The sequence below is a fragment of the Pedobacter cryoconitis genome (assembly GCF_003259615.1).
Lineage (GTDB): Bacteria > Bacteroidota > Bacteroidia > Sphingobacteriales > Sphingobacteriaceae > Pedobacter > Pedobacter cryoconitis.
Map to the genome: position 1 here is coordinate 3922 of NZ_QLLR01000001.1, position 16466 is coordinate 20387.

14 protein-coding genes are annotated in these 16466 nt (G+C 41.4%); 4 read left to right on the top strand and 10 right to left on the bottom strand.

The features are described from left to right. Window positions 1-612: 612 nt before the first annotated feature. The 3 genes from LY11_RS00030 to LY11_RS00040 form a co-directional block, all read right to left on the bottom strand. The gene (locus LY11_RS00030) at window positions 613-1488 is read right to left on the bottom strand and encodes a PfkB family carbohydrate kinase (RefSeq protein WP_211321456.1); all 876 of its coding nucleotides are present in this window, start codon (window positions 1486-1488) and stop codon (window positions 613-615) included. Window positions 1489-1569: 81 nt separating this feature from the next. Then, window positions 1570-2031 (bottom strand): DUF4268 domain-containing protein, encoded by a 462-nt coding sequence (locus tag LY11_RS00035; RefSeq protein ID WP_111631696.1) that lies wholly within the window; start codon window positions 2029-2031, stop codon window positions 1570-1572. A 31-nt stretch (window positions 2032-2062) separates the two neighbouring features. Next, window positions 2063-3151 carry a fatty acid desaturase family protein gene (locus tag LY11_RS00040; protein ID WP_111631697.1) on the bottom strand — a complete coding sequence of 363 codons (1089 nt, stop codon included), beginning with the start codon at window positions 3149-3151 and terminating at the stop codon, window positions 2063-2065. A gap of 212 nt (window positions 3152-3363) precedes the next feature. Between LY11_RS00040 and LY11_RS00045 the strand changes: the two genes are divergently transcribed. Then, window positions 3364-5625 carry an NADP-dependent malic enzyme gene (locus tag LY11_RS00045; RefSeq protein ID WP_111631698.1) on the top strand — a complete coding sequence of 754 codons (2262 nt, stop codon included), beginning with the start codon at window positions 3364-3366 and terminating at the stop codon, window positions 5623-5625. Window positions 5626-6050: 425 nt separating this feature from the next. Further along, a complete protein-coding gene (locus LY11_RS27155; RefSeq protein ID WP_262510903.1) occupies window positions 6051-6185 on the top strand; it encodes a hypothetical protein in 135 nt (44 codons plus the stop codon). A 76-nt stretch (window positions 6186-6261) separates the two neighbouring features. On the opposite strand, the gene cysM is transcribed toward LY11_RS27155, so the two are convergent. The 5 genes from cysM to LY11_RS00075 all read right to left on the bottom strand — a co-directional run bounded on the left by cysM (window position 6262) and on the right by LY11_RS00075 (window position 11938). Continuing rightward, window positions 6262-7134: a cysteine synthase CysM gene (gene cysM, locus LY11_RS00055; RefSeq protein WP_111631700.1), complete on the bottom strand. Its 873-nt coding sequence runs from the start codon at window positions 7132-7134 to the stop codon at window positions 6262-6264. A 2-nt stretch (window positions 7135-7136) separates the two neighbouring features. Continuing rightward, the gene (gene epsC, locus LY11_RS00060) at window positions 7137-7949 is read right to left on the bottom strand and encodes a serine O-acetyltransferase EpsC (protein WP_111631701.1); all 813 of its coding nucleotides are present in this window, start codon (window positions 7947-7949) and stop codon (window positions 7137-7139) included. 20 nt (window positions 7950-7969) lie between these two features. Then, window positions 7970-8794, bottom strand: a complete 825-nt coding sequence (locus LY11_RS00065; protein WP_111631702.1) for a mechanosensitive ion channel family protein — start codon at window positions 8792-8794, stop codon at window positions 7970-7972. A gap of 173 nt (window positions 8795-8967) precedes the next feature. Next, window positions 8968-9678, bottom strand: coding sequence for an SseB family protein (locus LY11_RS00070; protein ID WP_111631703.1), 711 nt, complete (start codon window positions 9676-9678; stop codon window positions 8968-8970). Window positions 9679-10027: 349 nt separating this feature from the next. Next, window positions 10028-11938 (bottom strand): AAA domain-containing protein, encoded by a 1911-nt coding sequence (locus LY11_RS00075; protein ID WP_111631704.1) that lies wholly within the window; start codon window positions 11936-11938, stop codon window positions 10028-10030. Between the two features lie 83 nt (window positions 11939-12021). Here LY11_RS00075 and LY11_RS00080 point away from each other — a divergent pair, with 83 nt between their 5' ends. After that, window positions 12022-12885, top strand: a complete 864-nt coding sequence (locus LY11_RS00080) for an alpha/beta fold hydrolase (RefSeq protein ID WP_111631705.1) — start codon at window positions 12022-12024, stop codon at window positions 12883-12885. 1 nt (window position 12886) lies between these two features. Here LY11_RS00080 and LY11_RS00085 read toward each other — a convergent pair whose 3' ends face one another. Further along, the gene (locus LY11_RS00085) at window positions 12887-13630 is read right to left on the bottom strand and encodes a DUF6515 family protein (protein WP_111631706.1); all 744 of its coding nucleotides are present in this window, start codon (window positions 13628-13630) and stop codon (window positions 12887-12889) included. Window positions 13631-13789: 159 nt separating this feature from the next. On the opposite strand from LY11_RS00085, the gene LY11_RS00090 reads away from it, so the two are divergent. Further along, window positions 13790-15745 (top strand): alpha-L-fucosidase, encoded by a 1956-nt coding sequence (locus LY11_RS00090; RefSeq protein WP_111631707.1) that lies wholly within the window; start codon window positions 13790-13792, stop codon window positions 15743-15745. A gap of 2 nt (window positions 15746-15747) precedes the next feature. On the opposite strand, the gene LY11_RS00095 is transcribed toward LY11_RS00090, so the two are convergent. Continuing rightward, on the bottom strand, window positions 15748-16341 hold the full coding sequence (locus LY11_RS00095; protein ID WP_111631708.1) for an RNA polymerase sigma factor: 594 nt from the start codon (window positions 16339-16341) through the stop codon (window positions 15748-15750). Between the last annotated feature and the right edge of the window lie 125 nt (window positions 16342-16466).

A 16466-nucleotide genomic window follows, 5' to 3' on the forward strand; every position in this document is an offset into this window, starting at 1 on the left:
ACCCGGCCGATATAGATCTATTATTAAGCTATTTTGAATTTATTTACTAACAGCCCGGCCTTGTTTCGGCTGAGTCATTCCCATGCAAATTGAAAGCTTTCAGCGCAACTTCCACAGGCATAAGAACATCCGTGACAGCAAAGACTTTCTGTTTAGCGTGTCAAAATTTATCCTTAAAAAAGAGCCTGCTCCACAAGTTTATGACTTGCCCCTTAAAAAGATTGATAATGAATATCAATTACAACTTTAGTGAAATTAGATCTGATAAGAATTATAGAGGGGGATTTAAGCTTCGAAAAAGAGTATATTAGTTCATTACAAAAGGTCTTAAAAAAAAGAAAGGGTTGTTCCATCCAGACACATCCCTATTCTAACCAAATATAAACCTGTATGAACGGGTTTTCTCTTTAAAATTCCGGCAGTGTTGCTGTCATTTCTAATGACTCATCCTTGATCCGGAAAATATTTATTGCTTATTTTCTGATACAAATATATACAACTTTTATATAGTGTACAAATTACACTAACGATTATTTTAAATAAAACATTTCTATGACGAATTAACGACAAATCAGCCTCTGGAATCAGAAAATAGACATTAAAAAGTTGAACTTAGCCCCTATCTCTAGCTAACAATTGAATTATATCACCTTCAGTACCATCAAAAGGCCCGTAAGATTCCATTTTTAAACTCGCCATAGCAGCACCGAACTCACCCGCCTGCTGTATACCTGCACCTTTTACTCTTTGAGCTAGATAACCTGCCATATACGTATCGCCACATCCTGTTGCATCCAGTTCAGCTACAGGTCTGAAAGCAGGAATATCATACCATAAACCATCACCATAAATTACAGAACCCAAACTGGCCCTGGTAATCACAATCTCCTGAACACCCCAGTCACTTAAGATCCCCACCCCTTCTCTAATTCCTACAACTCCCGTCAACACCTCGAGCTCAGCCTCATCAGCTTTCACCGTATGCACGTACTGAAGCGCTTCCTTTTTATCCTTCCAATCCACCGCACAAACACTTTGTCCCTTAACTTCACGCAAATAACCCTGAACATCTAAGGACACCCTGCTCCTGCCAGCTAACTCTCTGATCAGCTCCACAGAAATATCATTTGATAGTAACGGCCCCAAATGGAAAATTTTAGCGTCAACAGCCTTAAACTGCTCCACAGTAAAAGGATCAGACTCCTGTAATACCCTTTGTGTCCGGTGATCCAGGCTTCCTGAATAGATATTCTCGAAATAAACGGTTTTTGCACTTGGAAAAACAACAACATCAGTACCCTTTGTACGTAAATCTGATACAAATCTCATTTCACTTTGAGCGATAGCAGTAACCAGGCCATAGTTTATCCCCATCTTGCGGATCGCATTAGAGAAATAAAATGAGGTCCCTCCCGCCATGTGTTTTTCAGTAGTTGGTGTAACCACCCTGTCTAGCGTAATATGACCTACACAACAAATATCGTACATATACATTTATAATAATCCTGATCAGCTGAACCGCTAACAAGCCACAAATGTATCAAATGATTTAATTCGAAAGGGTAAATTTTATTTAAACAGCTCAAAACTGTGTGAAGCATCACACCAGAATTCATCCAGCGCGATGAGTCTCGGCTTAAGAAAAGAAATGATTTCAGGCCAGTCTTCTTCTTTGAAAATGTTGACATCAGGCAAGGACTTATAAATCCTGCTTACAGGTTTATAATTTTCATCCAGCAGCTGCTGTTCCCACTCCCATTCTTCGTTTAAATAGCCCTTCAGAATATTCCTGAACTCCTTAAACTGTTCAAATAAAAGTTCCTGAACGCCCGTATCAGGGTGAGAAATCTCAATTGCAATAAATGCAGACTTATTGTCTGCATGCAGTTTAAAACTCAGATACTTAATTCCTGTCTTGTAATTTATCCAGTTAATTCTCATCCCCTCAGCAGAGAGCTGGGGGGCAATATACTGGCCAAAGGCCGTCCAGAAAGCCTGTTTCAGTTTTGAAGCCTGATCCTTAGAATACATTAAAAAAAGCTATAATCCTTTTAGCGAAAAATTACCCCTTATCCTTTTGCAAGACCAGCATTTTCTCTTCCGCTAAACGAAGAGCCTGCTCATCTTCCATCAGGGCTACTTTATTGTAATGCGTCTCTAAGAAGTCTGTTTTAGAATCTTTGAAAGATTTAACAGTTCCGATCGCATACATAAAACGGATATAATACCAGGCAATATCTACCTGATGGGGTAAAAATCCTGTTCTTGCACTTTTTGGATATAAATGGTGATTATTATGCCACTCTCCGGCAACTATTCCCGGCCAAAGCTGGTTGATAGACATGTCCTCACGGGAGAAATCATAATTATCTCTGCGCATATCCTTTCCCTTGCCATGTCCTTCATAATTGAAAGTACGAACCCCTACAGCCCAGATACCTGCAGCACCGAAAACAGTACAAGCCAATCCAAAACCACCGATAAGGAAGAATATACCAAACCAGAAGCCCCAGTTTAAAGCCCAGGCAAGAACTGTCCTCGCCGGATTAGCTATAGAACCCCATTTTAAATATTGAGTATATGTATTTGGCTGAACGCCGGTATGCTTCATTAATCTTGCCGCACGGTGATAATTTCTTTCACTTAAATCTTTCGCTATCGGCTGATGATTCACATCTGCCAGAAAACAATATAAAAATCCACCGGAAGCATTATAAGGGTCACCAGGCATATCAGACTTCGCATGATGTACATGATGTGAAACCACATAGATTTCTTCAGGAATCATTGAGATAGTCAGGTTCTGCGTAAAAAAGCGCCAGAACCTATTGCTAAAAGCATAAGCATTGTGCGTGCAAAACCGGTGATGCCATATCGTACCATGGGTACCCATGATAATCATACTATATAAGAAGGCAACAATTAATAAGCTCCAGCTAAAGTATTCAAAGATAAAAAAGTAAAGAAAAGGTATAGTAATAATAACTTTTAACCAGCTCATGAATGGCAGCCAGTTTTTTTTACTTTTAAAAATGTTCAGACGTTTAAAGAATTCCTGTAACAGCTGACGAGTTGTCGGCTTCGATAAATTACCATTAGTATCGGCCCATCCATAAGTTGGCGGATCCAATACTATACTCAAAAATGCCATAGACTACAATTAGTTTTTCTTGTGAAAGTACGGCAGATTTTTCACAAATCAGCTACTATACAAAAATTTCTTATAGCTAACGGTCACTTTCAGGTAATTTCCCCATTATTTTCTAGTATTATTTTAAACATATACCTACTTTCGACCACTTATTAGCTTTTGGAGTAATCTACTCCCCCTAGCACAACAAAGATCAAGGATACACACACAAGATGAACAAAGCAACAAACCGCAAACAGGACGCATTAGATTATCACGCTGATGGCCGGCCAGGTAAGATTGAAGTCGTACCTTCCAAGCCAACAAATTCACAACGGGATTTAGCACTTGCCTATTCACCTGGAGTAGCGGAACCCTGTATGGAAATATACAGAAACCCTGAAGATGTATATAAGTATACAGCTAAAGGTAATTTAGTAGCAGTAATCAGTAACGGAACCGCAGTATTAGGTTTAGGAAATATCGGCCCTGCAGCAAGTAAGCCAGTAATGGAAGGTAAAGGATTGTTATTTAAAATCTTTGCTGACATCGATGTTTTCGATTTAGAGATCAATGCGACTACTGCTGATGAATTTGTAAACGTGGTTAAGGCCTTAGAACCAACTTTTGGAGGTGTAAACCTGGAAGATATTGCAGCGCCGATGTGTTTTGAAATCGAAAGGCGCTTAAAAGAAGAGATGAATATCCCGGTCATGCACGATGATCAGCATGGAACAGCAATTATCACCAGTGCAGCCCTATTGAATGCTTGTGAATTACAGCACAAAAAGATAGAAAAAATAAAGCTGGTTGTGAGCGGAGCTGGTGCAGCGGCAGTATCCTGTATCAAACTATACCTTAAATTAGGTGTCAAAAAGGAGAACATGCTGGTATTTGATAAGGATGGTATCGTGAATACCGACCGTACCGACCTTGACCCAATGCGTATGGAATTCGCTACACCAAGAAAAGACATCAGCACTTTAGCTGAAGCCATGAAAGGTGCAGACGTATTTTTAGGTCTTTCGGCAGCCAATGTAGTTTCAGTAGACATGGTACAATCAATGGCCAAAAACCCGATTGTATTTGCATTAGCTAATCCTGATCCTGAAATCGCGTACGATCTTGCCATCAACAGCCGTAAAGATATTATTATGGCCACAGGACGTTCCGACTTCCCTAACCAGGTAAATAACGTATTAGGATTTCCTTACATCTTCCGCGGTGCCCTTGATGTACGCGCTACATCGATTAATGAAGAAATGAAGCTTGCTGCAGTAAGAGCAATTGCTGAACTGACTAAACTTCCGGTACCAGAAATCGTACACCTTGCCTACAAAGCAAAAAATCTGAAGTTCGGAAAAGACTATATTATCCCAAAACCTATTGATTCAAGACTAATTGGTATTGTTTCTACTGCTGTTGCCAAAGCGGCGATGGAATCTGGCGTTGCCCGCAAACAGATTACAGACTGGAACGCTTACCAGGAAGAACTGCAAATCAGATTAGGTGCTGATGATAAAATCCTGAGAAATCTTGCCAGCAAAGCAAAATCTGCTCCTAAACGTGTAGTATTTGCTGAAGCTGATAACTATAAAATATTAAAAGCAGCACAGATTGTTAAGGACGAAGGTATTGCTACCCCTATTCTATTAGGAAATGTAACCAAAATCCAAAAAATCATTCTGGAACATGGAATTGAATTCGGCGAAGTTGAAATCATTGACCCATGGCAGGGAACAGAGGAATCTGATAAATTTGCAGATCACCTTTTCCAAAGAAGACAAAGACGCGGTATCACTTTATACGAAGCAAAGAAACTGGTACGTGACCGTAACTATTACGGTGCAAGTATGGTAGAATTCGGACAAGCTGATGCGTTGATCTCCGGATTGACTAAAAACTATAAATCTACTTTAAAACCTGCATTACAGGTTATCGGTACTAAACCAGGCGTGAAAAAAATCGCTGGTATGTATATGATGCTGACCAAAAAAGGTCCTGTATTTTTAGGAGATACAACTGTAAACCCTGATCCTACAGCACAGGATATGGTTGATATTACCGGAATGATAAACGAAACTATCAAAGAATTCAATATCACGCCACGCATCGCCTTATTATCTTACTCAAACTTCGGTTCTAACACTGGCTCTGTTCCAGATAAGATGAGAATTGCGACTGCATTGCTAAAAGAAAAATATCCTGATATGATTGTTGATGGTGAAATGCAAGCCAACTTTGCGATGAACGCAGAATTGCTGCAAAGTAATTATCCGTTCTCCAGCTTAAAAGGAAGTCCAGCAAACACTTTGATCTTTCCTAACCTGGAATCAGGAAACGTTGCCTACAAATTATTGCAGGAACTTGGAAATGTAGAAGCAGTCGGCCCTATCCTTTTAGGTCTGAACAAACCAGTACATGTTTTACAGATGGACAGCTCTGTCAGAGAGATCGTGAACATGATTACAATTGCTGTGGTAGACGCACAATAAGAGCAACAAGTTCTTACCCATCAATTTACGTACAAAAAAGCCCACGGACCAAATGTCCGCGGGCTTTTTTGTACGTAAATTTTTTTCATATTAAAACAAACACAGTCACAATTTATATATTGAGATCTATGTTATTTTCGAATTGGGCCTTCAGGCCAGAGGAGAGCTGAGCATGGACTACAATGCAGTTGAACGTTTCTCAGGCGGCAAAAGAAAGCTGGAACTCGAAGCCACGGAGCAGAGAAAAAAGATACCATTGCTTATACTTACAGCATTTCTAGAAAATCACCTGTTCAACGATTTTACAAACTATCCGTCACTACATTAAAGGTAAAAGCATCCGATCTGCTCTTTTATGCCGATAAAAGAAGTCCTTTAAAGGCATCAGGTATTTTGTCTGGAAAGTAAAAAGCAAGCTCATTACTATGTCCTATTATCCGCCAAAAGCAGAAGTGACCCCAAACACCGTGTTTCTTTCCATCATAGACGAATCTTTTAAATTAAAGACCTATCCCATGTATATTACAGGAACAGGCATAGACGGATACTTTAAAAACTAATCCCGTTAAAAGCTACAAAGGGCTGTTTCATTCCAAATGAAACAACCCTTTGTAGTTTTCCGGTAAGCCTGTTTATTTACAAAAACAGATCACTGCTCAGGTATCGGTCACCCCGGTCACAAGCTATAAAAACGATCACTCCCGAAGTTAACTCCGAAGCCAATCTAAGCGAACAGGCCAAAGCACCGCCGCTGCTCATTCCAGCAAAGATACCCTCCGCTTTCGCCATTTTCTTGGTATAGTCCGAAGCCTCATCCTGGGAAACATCCATCACTCTGTCTACCCTTGACGCATCAAATATCTTAGGAAGATATTCCTTTGGCCATCTTCTGATCCCAGGGATTGAAGACTCTTCCGTAGGCTGACAACCCACAATCTGAATAGCCGGATTCTTTTCCTTTAAATACATCGAATTACCCATTATACTCCCCGTAGTTCCCATAGAACTCACAAAATGGGTGATCTGATGGTCAGTATCCTTCCATATTTCTGGCCCTGTTGTTTTATAATGCGCCAGGTAATTGTCAGGATTTGCAAATTGATTTAACAAAAAATACCCCGGCGTACCGCCCTTTTCCTCCGCATAATCCCTGCACTTCTCAATAGATTCCAGCAATGTAACCTTTGCGCCAAAAGCCTCCATGGTCAGCGTGCGTTCCCTGGTAGAGTTCGAAGGCATGACCAGTTCAATATTCAGCCCATAAATAGAGGCAATCATGGCCAGTGCAATCCCAGTATTTCCACTGGTTGCTTCTACTAATTTCGTGTCCTTGGTAACCTCTCCCCGCTCCATTGCGCTGCGGATCATATTCAGAGCAGCCCTGTCTTTTACGCTTCCGCCAGGATTATTTCCTTCCAGTTTAGCGAAAATCCGGACTGCCGGATTAGAGTTTAGCTTTGTAATTTCTACTAATGGCGTATTTCCTATGCAATCTATTAAAGTTCCCATGCTTAAATTTTGCTTTTTGTTTCTATCACTTTCATTGCAGACTGATGATATACCGTAGAATTTGACGGGACACTTTTAGTCAGCCATACATTTCCTCCAATCACGCTATGCGCTCCAATTACCGTATCCCCGCCTAAAATGGTTGCCCCCGAATAAATAATCACATGATCCTCAATTGTAGGATGTCTTTTAGTATTTGCCATGAATTTCTCAACGCTGAGTGCCCCGAGTGTAACATTCTGGTATAATTTTACGTGGTCACCAATTTTCGTGGTTTCCCCAATCACCAAACCAGTACCATGATCTATAAATAAATACTCACCGATTTCGGCCCCCGGGTGAATATCAATACCCGTTGCCGAGTGTGCGTACTCAGTCAGTACCCTTGGGATCAATGGAATACCCATTTTCAACAGTTTGTGGGCAATTCTATAGATTGATATGGCCAAAAACCCAGGATACGTCCTGATAATTTCAAACTCACTTCTTGCTGCCGGGTCACCGCTCAGCGTGGCTGTGACATCCGTATTCATTTGGCGGAACAACTCCGGAAGCTCATTATAGAAAGTTTCCGCAATCACGTGATGATTGCAAGTTGTACAGGCCTTTGTCTTTTGTAAAATATGAAGTAACTCTTGTTCAGAATGACTAAAATACCCTTTAATCTCTTCTAAAGTATGCGCAGGATTAGTTAAACGTTCGGGATAAACTAAATTCAGCAGGCTTACAGCCCATTCCGCAATTTCAAGATTAGAGGGTACAGCTTCAATCTGGCTTTGTTTGTTGTAGATATGAAGATAAAATTCTTCGTTCATTATAGGTGGATTTTAAATGTTTAAGATACGCGATTTGTCATCACATATACTTCAGCTTTTTTTGATAAAATAATTTTACTCTTTTCCAGTTCCTCTTTGATTTTTTGATAGTTAGCATAATAAACAGGCCAGAAGTTCCCGTTTGCCGCCCATGCCCGCACTAACAAGACCACTGCACTATCCTCCAGTGAGGAAACCAGTACTGCTGGCTTAGGGTCCTTAAGGATCAATGCATCCCCCTCCAATACCGCCAGTATCACCTGACGCGCATGGTCAATATTAGTATCAAAAGATATACTAATCTTATACTCTGCCTGCCGGATTTCATTATCCGATGTATTATTGATTACCGCATTTGCCAGCGGGCCATTCGGTGCATAAATCGTTGTACCATTGCCAGACTTTAAGGTTGTATATAAAATATCGATTTTCAATACCGTTCCTGAGACATTATTCGCAGCACTGATATTGTGTCCAACCTTAAAAGGCTTAAACAACAAGATCAGTACCCCGCCTGCAAAATTAGAAAGACTGCCCTGTAAAGCAAGGCCAACTGCTAAACCGCCCGAAGCCAGCACAGCAACAAAAGAGCTCGTCTGTATCCCGATCATTGAAGCGCAGGAAATAACCAGTAAAATATAGAGGATGACCCTGATGATACTCACTAAAAACTCACTCAAAGAAATATCGACCGTATTCCGTTGAAAACGGCGGTGGATAAAATCAAGAAACCATTTGATGAGCCAGATACCGGCTAAAAGAGTAACTACAGCGAGAATGAAGTTTGGCAGGCCACTGATGATCCTTTCAGAAAATACTTCTACATAATTTTCAATTCTATTCATTTGTCAATAAACGTAACGTTGGTTAGCGGAGATTTAAAAAAAGAGCCTGTTTAAAATTTATCAGCTAAACTTCAAACAGACTCTAAGATTTTTTAAAGATACGTATCTATTTTTTTGTTCAAAACGAAAAGGTATCATTACAACGTCAGATCAGCAATAAGCGCTCAGACACTTTAAGTAATAAACTCCACTTCGAAGGAAGTTCCAGGATTAAGGACAAAAAAATGCGACTTTAAGCTTCCGTCAATAGCCTCATCAATCCTTCGCCAGTCGAATTCCGCTACCGTCAGATCGCTTGGCACTTCGGTCATTCCACTCTTGAATACCATTTCTTTAGTAGAGAACAAAGGAATAAACTCTCTGCCATCCCTCACGAAAGTCTGGAAATCGATTCCCCGGCTTAGCGGATCAAAATCCTTAAAAAGAGAAGTGACCTTTGACAATTTGATCTTTTCCACAAAACTTTTCTTATAAGAAGGATCGAACCACTGTTTCATGACCAGTACATTTAGTGGCTGAGGCTTGTCCTTAACATAAAACGGGAAATTGCTTCCCTCAATAAAGTCCAGTAGTTCCGGTTGATCAACCGTTGAAGTGTAGAACATGGAGACATCCGGCATAAACGTTTTTTTGATAGCTTGTGTTATCTTTTTCAATCCTTCCCCATCCCCCAGATGTGCTATCGCTAAGAATAAATCATTATCATCCTTTTCCTCATCATACAACAACCCAAAATAAGCCCTTAACACCATGGGTTTAGTTGTAAATAAGTTAATCAGATTTTCTACAAACCCCATATCAGTACCCCTTGAATATGAAGTATGATCGTCTCCGCGCTCATCAGCATCATTCTCGTTGGTATTTAAAAAATCAAATAATCCCATATGTATATATTTTCAGGGCTTTGGTTTATCTTCAAACAAAACACTGATTACCAAACCATAAGATCTAATATATGGAATTATAAAAGGCAATAAAAAGAAATACCTAAAAAAAAATTATCCTTTCCTGATAATAAACAAAGAATAATCCTTCTCTACACTATACTGAGGTTGAACATCCTCTTATTTCTCCTTCAACAAATAACAATCCTCTTATTTCTCCTCTAACCCACAACACCAACCAACCGGATAATCATTTTTAAAAAATATAAGATAATGGGAGGACATGCGTTCCGAGCTTCTTCAGCGAAGGCAATGTCGGCCTCACATAGCTTGTATTTTTTTAAATTGATTACCCCTCCACAAACTCCCACGCACTCTTATACCCCCCAAATCCCTCCACATACCCAATAAACCCATTATAAAACTCCGACCTCGAAAGCGTTGCACTATCCCCAACCACTACTAACTTCTTCTTTGCCCTGGTAATCGCTACATTCATCCTTCTCACATCAGCTAAAAACCCGATTACCCCTTCACTATTACTCCTTGTCAACCCTATATATACTATATCCCTTTCCTGCCCCTGAAAACTATCAATAGTATTCACAGTAATCTTATCCGCATAAACCATTAACTCCGGCGTATTCAATAAAAGCTCCTTTAACAAATACACCTGCTGCTTATAAGGCGAAATCACAGCAATAGTAGGGAAATCGGCCAAAACCACTCCACTATCCCTCACCCTGTTCACCAACTGCGTCAAATGCTTCATCAAAAACACCCCCTCCTCAGGATTCGTCGTACTCGTTCCCTCCAACTTCTCCTCAAAACCACAACCCGCCGTATCTACAAACTCCACAGGCTCTTCCCCATCCATCAAAACCCGTGTCGCCACAGAAACATGAGCCTTCATCCTATCCTCATAAAAAACCCTGGAAGAATACCCCATAATCTGTTCATTCATCCGGTACTGCTCCTCTAAAAGCACTACCGCCTCAGGATGCAAACCCACACACTTCTCCAATAAAGTAGTGCTCAGCCCATTTCTTGCAGCCACATTAGACTTTACTGTAGGCGACAACTGGCAATGATCCCCCGCAAAAATCACCTTTTTAGCCTTCAAAACAGGTATCCAGCAAGCCGGCTCCAGCGCCTGTCCAGCCTCATCAACCACTACCGTATGAAAATGACGATTTCTGACCGTATAATGGTTAGACCCCACTAAAGTTGCCGTAATCACCTGCGCCTTCGCCACCAGATCATCAATAATATACTGCTCAGTATTGCCCACCTCTTTCATAATCTTGTGTGCCTCACTGAACAACGCCTTACGCTGTTCCTGCTCCGCCCTGCCAAAATTCCGCTTATACTTATGTGCCAGGTTCTTATACTCATTCGCCTGCTTTTTCAGGTTTTTCATTTCCTTCATGCTGCTATGCTCAGCCATTCTGCTACCCAGCGTTAAAGCCGTCAGCCGCTCCGAAACCCTTGCCGGATTTCCTACACGCAACACATTCAACCCCTCATCAGCTAACTTTTCACTCAGTAAATCGACTGCCGTATTACTCGGTGCAACCACTAAAATCTGGTGATGATCCTGCTTAATCAAAGCCTTTATCGCCTGAACAAGCGTAGTTGTTTTACCCGTTCCCGGAGGCCCGTGAACAATGGCCAGGTCAGTTGCGGATAAAATCTTGTCTACCGCAAGCTGCTGAACATCATTTAAAGAAGGAATACGATACAGATGGGTTTGACTATTGAACGAAGGAGACAGCTCACCCGTCAAAATCCTGACCAGCCTTCCATCCTCCTCCTTCTCAAAAGGAGAACCCGCCAGCTTAAGCGCATTCTGCATTTCATCATAACTATTGTTATCAAAAAGCACATCCAGCCCCAGCTTACCATCGCGCGACCAATCCGGCAATTCATCCGTCCGTAAAGTAACTTTGATTTGATTACCAGACTGGTGATAAACCACGCCCTCCACCCGGTCAACCTTTGGATCATGATTAGAAAACAACACTACCGATGCACCAAAACGAAGCTGATGGCTAATATCCTGGTGAGAAGTCCGTTCCATTTCCACCGTCAGATAATCACCACGGCTCATTTCAGAACCCCTGATTGCAACCGGGTACCACGTTAAACCATTCGCCCGGCGATCCGCTACAGAAGAAGACTCCGTTAATTTTAAATAAGCATTTTGATCTTCTTCACGTTCAGTTTTGAGTAAATCAAGCAGTTTTTTGAAATATTCCATTGCAGCAAAGGTAGCAGTTTACCTCAATTTTGACATTCACTTGAAAACCACCTCAAACAGAAGCCCTATATTGCACCCAGCACATGAAAAACTACAGACAAATCTATCAGCAAGCAAAAGACCTGAGTCAAATGGAAAGCTCGGCAATCGATGATTTACTCTGGAAATTGATCTGTTACGCCCCAAAAATCCCACTAAGATTAGCCCAGCAGCAACTATTAGACACAGCCGAACACTTTCAGCTATCCGTAACAGATACCTATTTCACTAAACAAGAACTCGTTTTTAATGGATTTAAATGGGGAACAGGCAGCCGTAAAATACTGCTTACCCATGGCTGGAGCTCCAAAGCAGCAGACTTTTCTGCCCTGCTGGAAGAACTGCTCAAACTAGAAGACGTAGAAATTATTGCCTTTGACGCGCCAGGCAACGGAAGTTCACCAGCAGAACTCTCCAACCTGATCCTGTATATAGAAGCTATCAAAAAGATTATCAATCAATACGGAGCACCATCTACTGTGATCGGCCACTCTTTAGGCGCAATGGCAAATGTGATTGCCCTGCAACAAGCAGGCATTAAGCCCGGTGCACTGATCAGTATTGCACCTGTTATCAAACTAAAAGCACTCTTCTGCAATATGCTGAATAGCGTAAACGTACCTGAAAATCTGCAAGACAACTTTTTCGCCTCTTTTCAGGCTACCTTTAACAGGCCGGCTTCCGATTACGATCTGGATACCTATTATAACTTTGACCACACCCTGAACCACTGGATTGCATTTGATGAAGACGATACTGTAGTCAATTCAGCTTACCTCAGTACCTTTTTAAAAGACCGGCCATGGATAAAGTCTGAAAACTATAAAGGAGCAGGGCATGAAAAATTAATCAAGCACACCCCACTCCTTAATGATCTGATCAGAGATTACTTCCCTGTTAGCTTATAAATTATTTCCCAATCACTTTATAAGAAACCTTACCGTCATCACCAAATAGCTGTTCATAATAGACCCCATAATCAGAAACATAGTATTTATTACCTTTAACCATTACTTCTTTATACCCCTCAGGCAGCTGAGTGACTACATCACCAATCTGCGGGCCATTATCCTGATTATCATTTCCATTGTCTGTATTCAGCACCCCATCTTTACCGGCAACGATATAAACCGTTTTCCCATCCTGATCCTGAGATTCGCTGTAATACACCCCTTTGTACTCATAATAAGTTTGTCCGTTAATCACAACCTGCTGCGCATCAGAAGGAAGTGCAGGCACTGAAGCCCCTATCGGCGGAACAACGACCTTATAAGTATCATCATACTGTCTGTAGAATAATCCGCCGGAATAATAAAACTGGCTATCCCCATAAAAGAATGGATAATATCCAAAAGGAAGTACGCTGATCCCAAAACCTAAATAAGGTCTGTAATAACTGCGGTAGGAATAATATGGTCTTCTAAACCCCCAGCCAGCCGGACGGTAATGATAACCGGCACGAACGCCGATATGCACTGAGCCGCCTCCGCCAAATGAACCTCTTGAGGGACCATGAAAAGACCGGCCGCCAAAACCGCCACCATGTCCACCGCCACCACGTCCGCCTCTTTGTGCAAAAACACTTGTTGTCAGTCCGCTGAATACCAATAAAGCAACTACAACTATTAACGATTTAAAATTCAGAGTTTTCATAACGAAATGAATCAATTTGTTTTTATGACTACGCCACCATAAAAAGGATTATTCCCATTTTCAATCAATTCTTTTTTTAACTAAAAGGTGATAAAACTGTGACAAATCGCACAAGAGAAACAGAAAAATGCTACTTTACAGCTATCAATTGAACCACAAATGAGATTATTTAACAAGCAGCAACTTTTAATCCTGGCAGCCATCCTATTGTCCACAGGCAGCTACGCACAACATCCTGATCATACACTAAACCCAGGCCATACATCAGACATAACCGGCGCACCAGAGCCCTATGGCGCTCTTCCTACCGCAAGACAGCTCAAATGGCAGGAAACAGAAATGTATTGTATCATTCATTTCACCCCGACAACCTTTCAAAACAAAGAATGGGGATATGGAGACGCTGACCCGGCTATATTTAATCCTAAAAAATTCAACGCCCTTCAAATCGTCAATGCCGCTAAATCCGGAGGCTTTAAAGGAATCGTATACGTAGCCAAACACCATGACGGTTTCGCACTCTGGCCAACAAAAACTGCCGCTTATAACATTAGTGAAAGCCCGTGGAAGGATGGTAAAGGAGATATGGTCAGAGAATTTCAGCAGGCCGCAAAACAAACGGGGATGAAATTCGGAGTCTACTGCTCCCCATGGGACCGGAATAATCCAGCCTATGGAACACCAGCCTACCTTACTATTTACCGAAATCAGCTTCAGGAACTTTATACCAATTATGGAGAACTGTTTATGAGCTGGCACGATGGCGCAAATGGCGGGGACGGCTCTTACGGAGGAAAAAATGAAAAAAGAAAAGTAGATCAGTCCAACTATTACGACTGGCTGAATACCTGGGAAATTACCAGGAAATTACAACCCAATGCCAGTATTTTCAGCGACATCGGTCTTGACGTACGCTGGGTAGGCAATGAAAAAGGAATTGCGCCAGAAACAAGCTGGTCTACCATTACCCTCAAAGGAAACGAAGGTAAACCGCCAATGCCCGGTTTTCTGGAAGACTCCAACCTTGGCAGCGGTACAAGAGGCGGCGAACAATGGATACCTATTGAAGGCGATGTATCCCTGCGTCCGGGATGGTTTTACCATGCCGAACAGGACGGCCAGGTCAAAACAGTAGCAGAACTGTTTAACATTTACTGCAAATCTGTTGGCCATGGCGGCGCACTCGATCTTGGACTTTCCCCAACTACCGAAGGAATTCTTCATCCAAAAGACGTAAACACATTAGCAGAATTCGGGAAATTGCTGAAACAGGTATTTGCCCATAACCTGGCTAAAGAAGCCAAAATAACCCTCTCTAACATCCGCAACAAACAAGCAGGCTCATTCGGCGCAGCAAACCTGACCGATGCCAGCAGATACAGTTATTGGGCCACAGACGATGCTGTTCACAGCGCCTGGGCACAGCTTGACTTTAAGAGGCCCGCAAAATTCAGTATCGTACAACTTCGCGAAAACATTAAGCTTGGTCAAAGGATAGACAGCGTAACTGTGGAAGTCTTCAAAAACCACAAATGGGAACTACTGGCTAAAGCGACCAGCATTGGCGCGAACAGAATAATCCGTTTGCCTGAACCCCAGTCATCCGCAAAAATCCGTATCCATGTTTATGCGCCTGTAGCGATTGCATTAAGTGAAATTGGCCTTTACCTGGAGCCGGAGCTTAAACCAATGTCTGCTCAAAATTCAGACGTTGCCTATAGCAAAACAAACTGGAAAGCATCCGTTTCAACCCCTTCAGCTCATACGCAGCTTGAACTTAAAAACAGTATAGACAATAATAAATCGACCTTTTTCGAAACGAAAAGCAGCAACTATATTGACCTTGACTTTGGAAAATCACTGACATTTTCGGCAGTAGGTTACTTACCCGGACAAGATGGAACAGCCACCGGGGCGATTGAAAAATATGAATTATTCAGCAGTACAGATGGTAAAAAATGGCAGAAGATTGCCAGCGGGGAATTCTCAAATATTAAAGCTAACCCTATTTTACAACGGATCACTTTAGCTGCGAAAACAACAGCCAGATACCTGAGATTACAAAATAGTGAAGATGGATTACTACGTATCGCAGAACTGGAAGTTTACAAATAACGTTAAAAATAGCACCGTAATTCTTTTACAGCCAGTCTGATTTTTGATTTTACGGTGCCTAAAGGAATATGGAGTTTGTCAGAAACTTCTAACTGCGTATAGCCCTGAAAATAGACCAGTGTAAGAATCTGTTTCTGCGAATCTGACAAGACCCCTATCAGCTCCCGTATTCCGATAACATCGGTATTGTAACGGAAATGGTGAAAATCATTGACCTTGGAGTATACACTGTCGATGTCATCATTCCTGATACTCTTTGCAAAGTTTTTCCCTTTAAGGTAGTCTTTTGCAGTATTACGCGCTAAACAGGACATCCAGGTAAATAACCTGCCTTTCCCCTCATCATATTGATCAATTGACTTCCAGATTTTGATAAATGTTTCCTGTAAAATATCTTCAGCTACCTCTCTGGAGGAAACCAATTTAGAGATCACCCCTAACAACATAGACGCATAAACCACATATAAACGGTTAAAAGACAGCTGGTTTTGCGTCTTTAATTCCATGACTATTTCTCTTTCAAAGAAATCCTTCCGGACAGAAACTTTGTCTTCGCTGGCCACTACCATTATTTTTTGACTATAGGCTCTGTTCATGGGATTAATTAATTTAACCTGAGTAAATATCTAAATTTACCGTCTTAGCCTAAGCATCGCAATAGATTATCACCATTCATTCCGTTCATTTTCTAAAGAGATAATTTTGGTTTTACAGAAATAAT

What these genes read in the sequence shown, in the direction of transcription:
- LY11_RS00035 (WP_111631696.1), bottom strand. Translation starts at nt 2,031, where the DNA reads ATGTATTCTAAGGATCAGGCTTCAAAACTGAAACAGGCTTTCTGGACG.
- LY11_RS27155 (WP_262510903.1), top strand. Translation starts at nt 6,051, where the DNA reads ATGTCCTATTATCCGCCAAAAGCAGAAGTGACCCCAAACACCGTGTTT.
- LY11_RS00030 (WP_211321456.1), bottom strand. Translation starts at nt 1,488, where the DNA reads ATGTACGATATTTGTTGTGTAGGTCATATTACGCTAGACAGGGTGGTT.
- LY11_RS00075 (WP_111631704.1), bottom strand. Translation starts at nt 11,938, where the DNA reads ATGGAATATTTCAAAAAACTGCTTGATTTACTCAAAACTGAACGTGAA.
- cysM (WP_111631700.1), bottom strand. Translation starts at nt 7,134, where the DNA reads ATGGGAACTTTAATAGATTGCATAGGAAATACGCCATTAGTAGAAATT.
- LY11_RS00080 (WP_111631705.1), top strand. Translation starts at nt 12,022, where the DNA reads ATGAAAAACTACAGACAAATCTATCAGCAAGCAAAAGACCTGAGTCAA.
- LY11_RS00045 (WP_111631698.1), top strand. Translation starts at nt 3,364, where the DNA reads ATGAACAAAGCAACAAACCGCAAACAGGACGCATTAGATTATCACGCT.
- LY11_RS00065 (WP_111631702.1), bottom strand. Translation starts at nt 8,794, where the DNA reads ATGAATAGAATTGAAAATTATGTAGAAGTATTTTCTGAAAGGATCATC.
- LY11_RS00085 (WP_111631706.1), bottom strand. Translation starts at nt 13,630, where the DNA reads ATGAAAACTCTGAATTTTAAATCGTTAATAGTTGTAGTTGCTTTATTG.
- LY11_RS00090 (WP_111631707.1), top strand. Translation starts at nt 13,790, where the DNA reads ATGAGATTATTTAACAAGCAGCAACTTTTAATCCTGGCAGCCATCCTA.
- LY11_RS00040 (WP_111631697.1), bottom strand. Translation starts at nt 3,151, where the DNA reads ATGGCATTTTTGAGTATAGTATTGGATCCGCCAACTTATGGATGGGCC.
- LY11_RS00070 (WP_111631703.1), bottom strand. Translation starts at nt 9,678, where the DNA reads ATGGGATTATTTGATTTTTTAAATACCAACGAGAATGATGCTGATGAG.
- epsC (WP_111631701.1), bottom strand. Translation starts at nt 7,949, where the DNA reads ATGAACGAAGAATTTTATCTTCATATCTACAACAAACAAAGCCAGATT.
- LY11_RS00095 (WP_111631708.1), bottom strand. Translation starts at nt 16,341, where the DNA reads ATGAACAGAGCCTATAGTCAAAAAATAATGGTAGTGGCCAGCGAAGAC.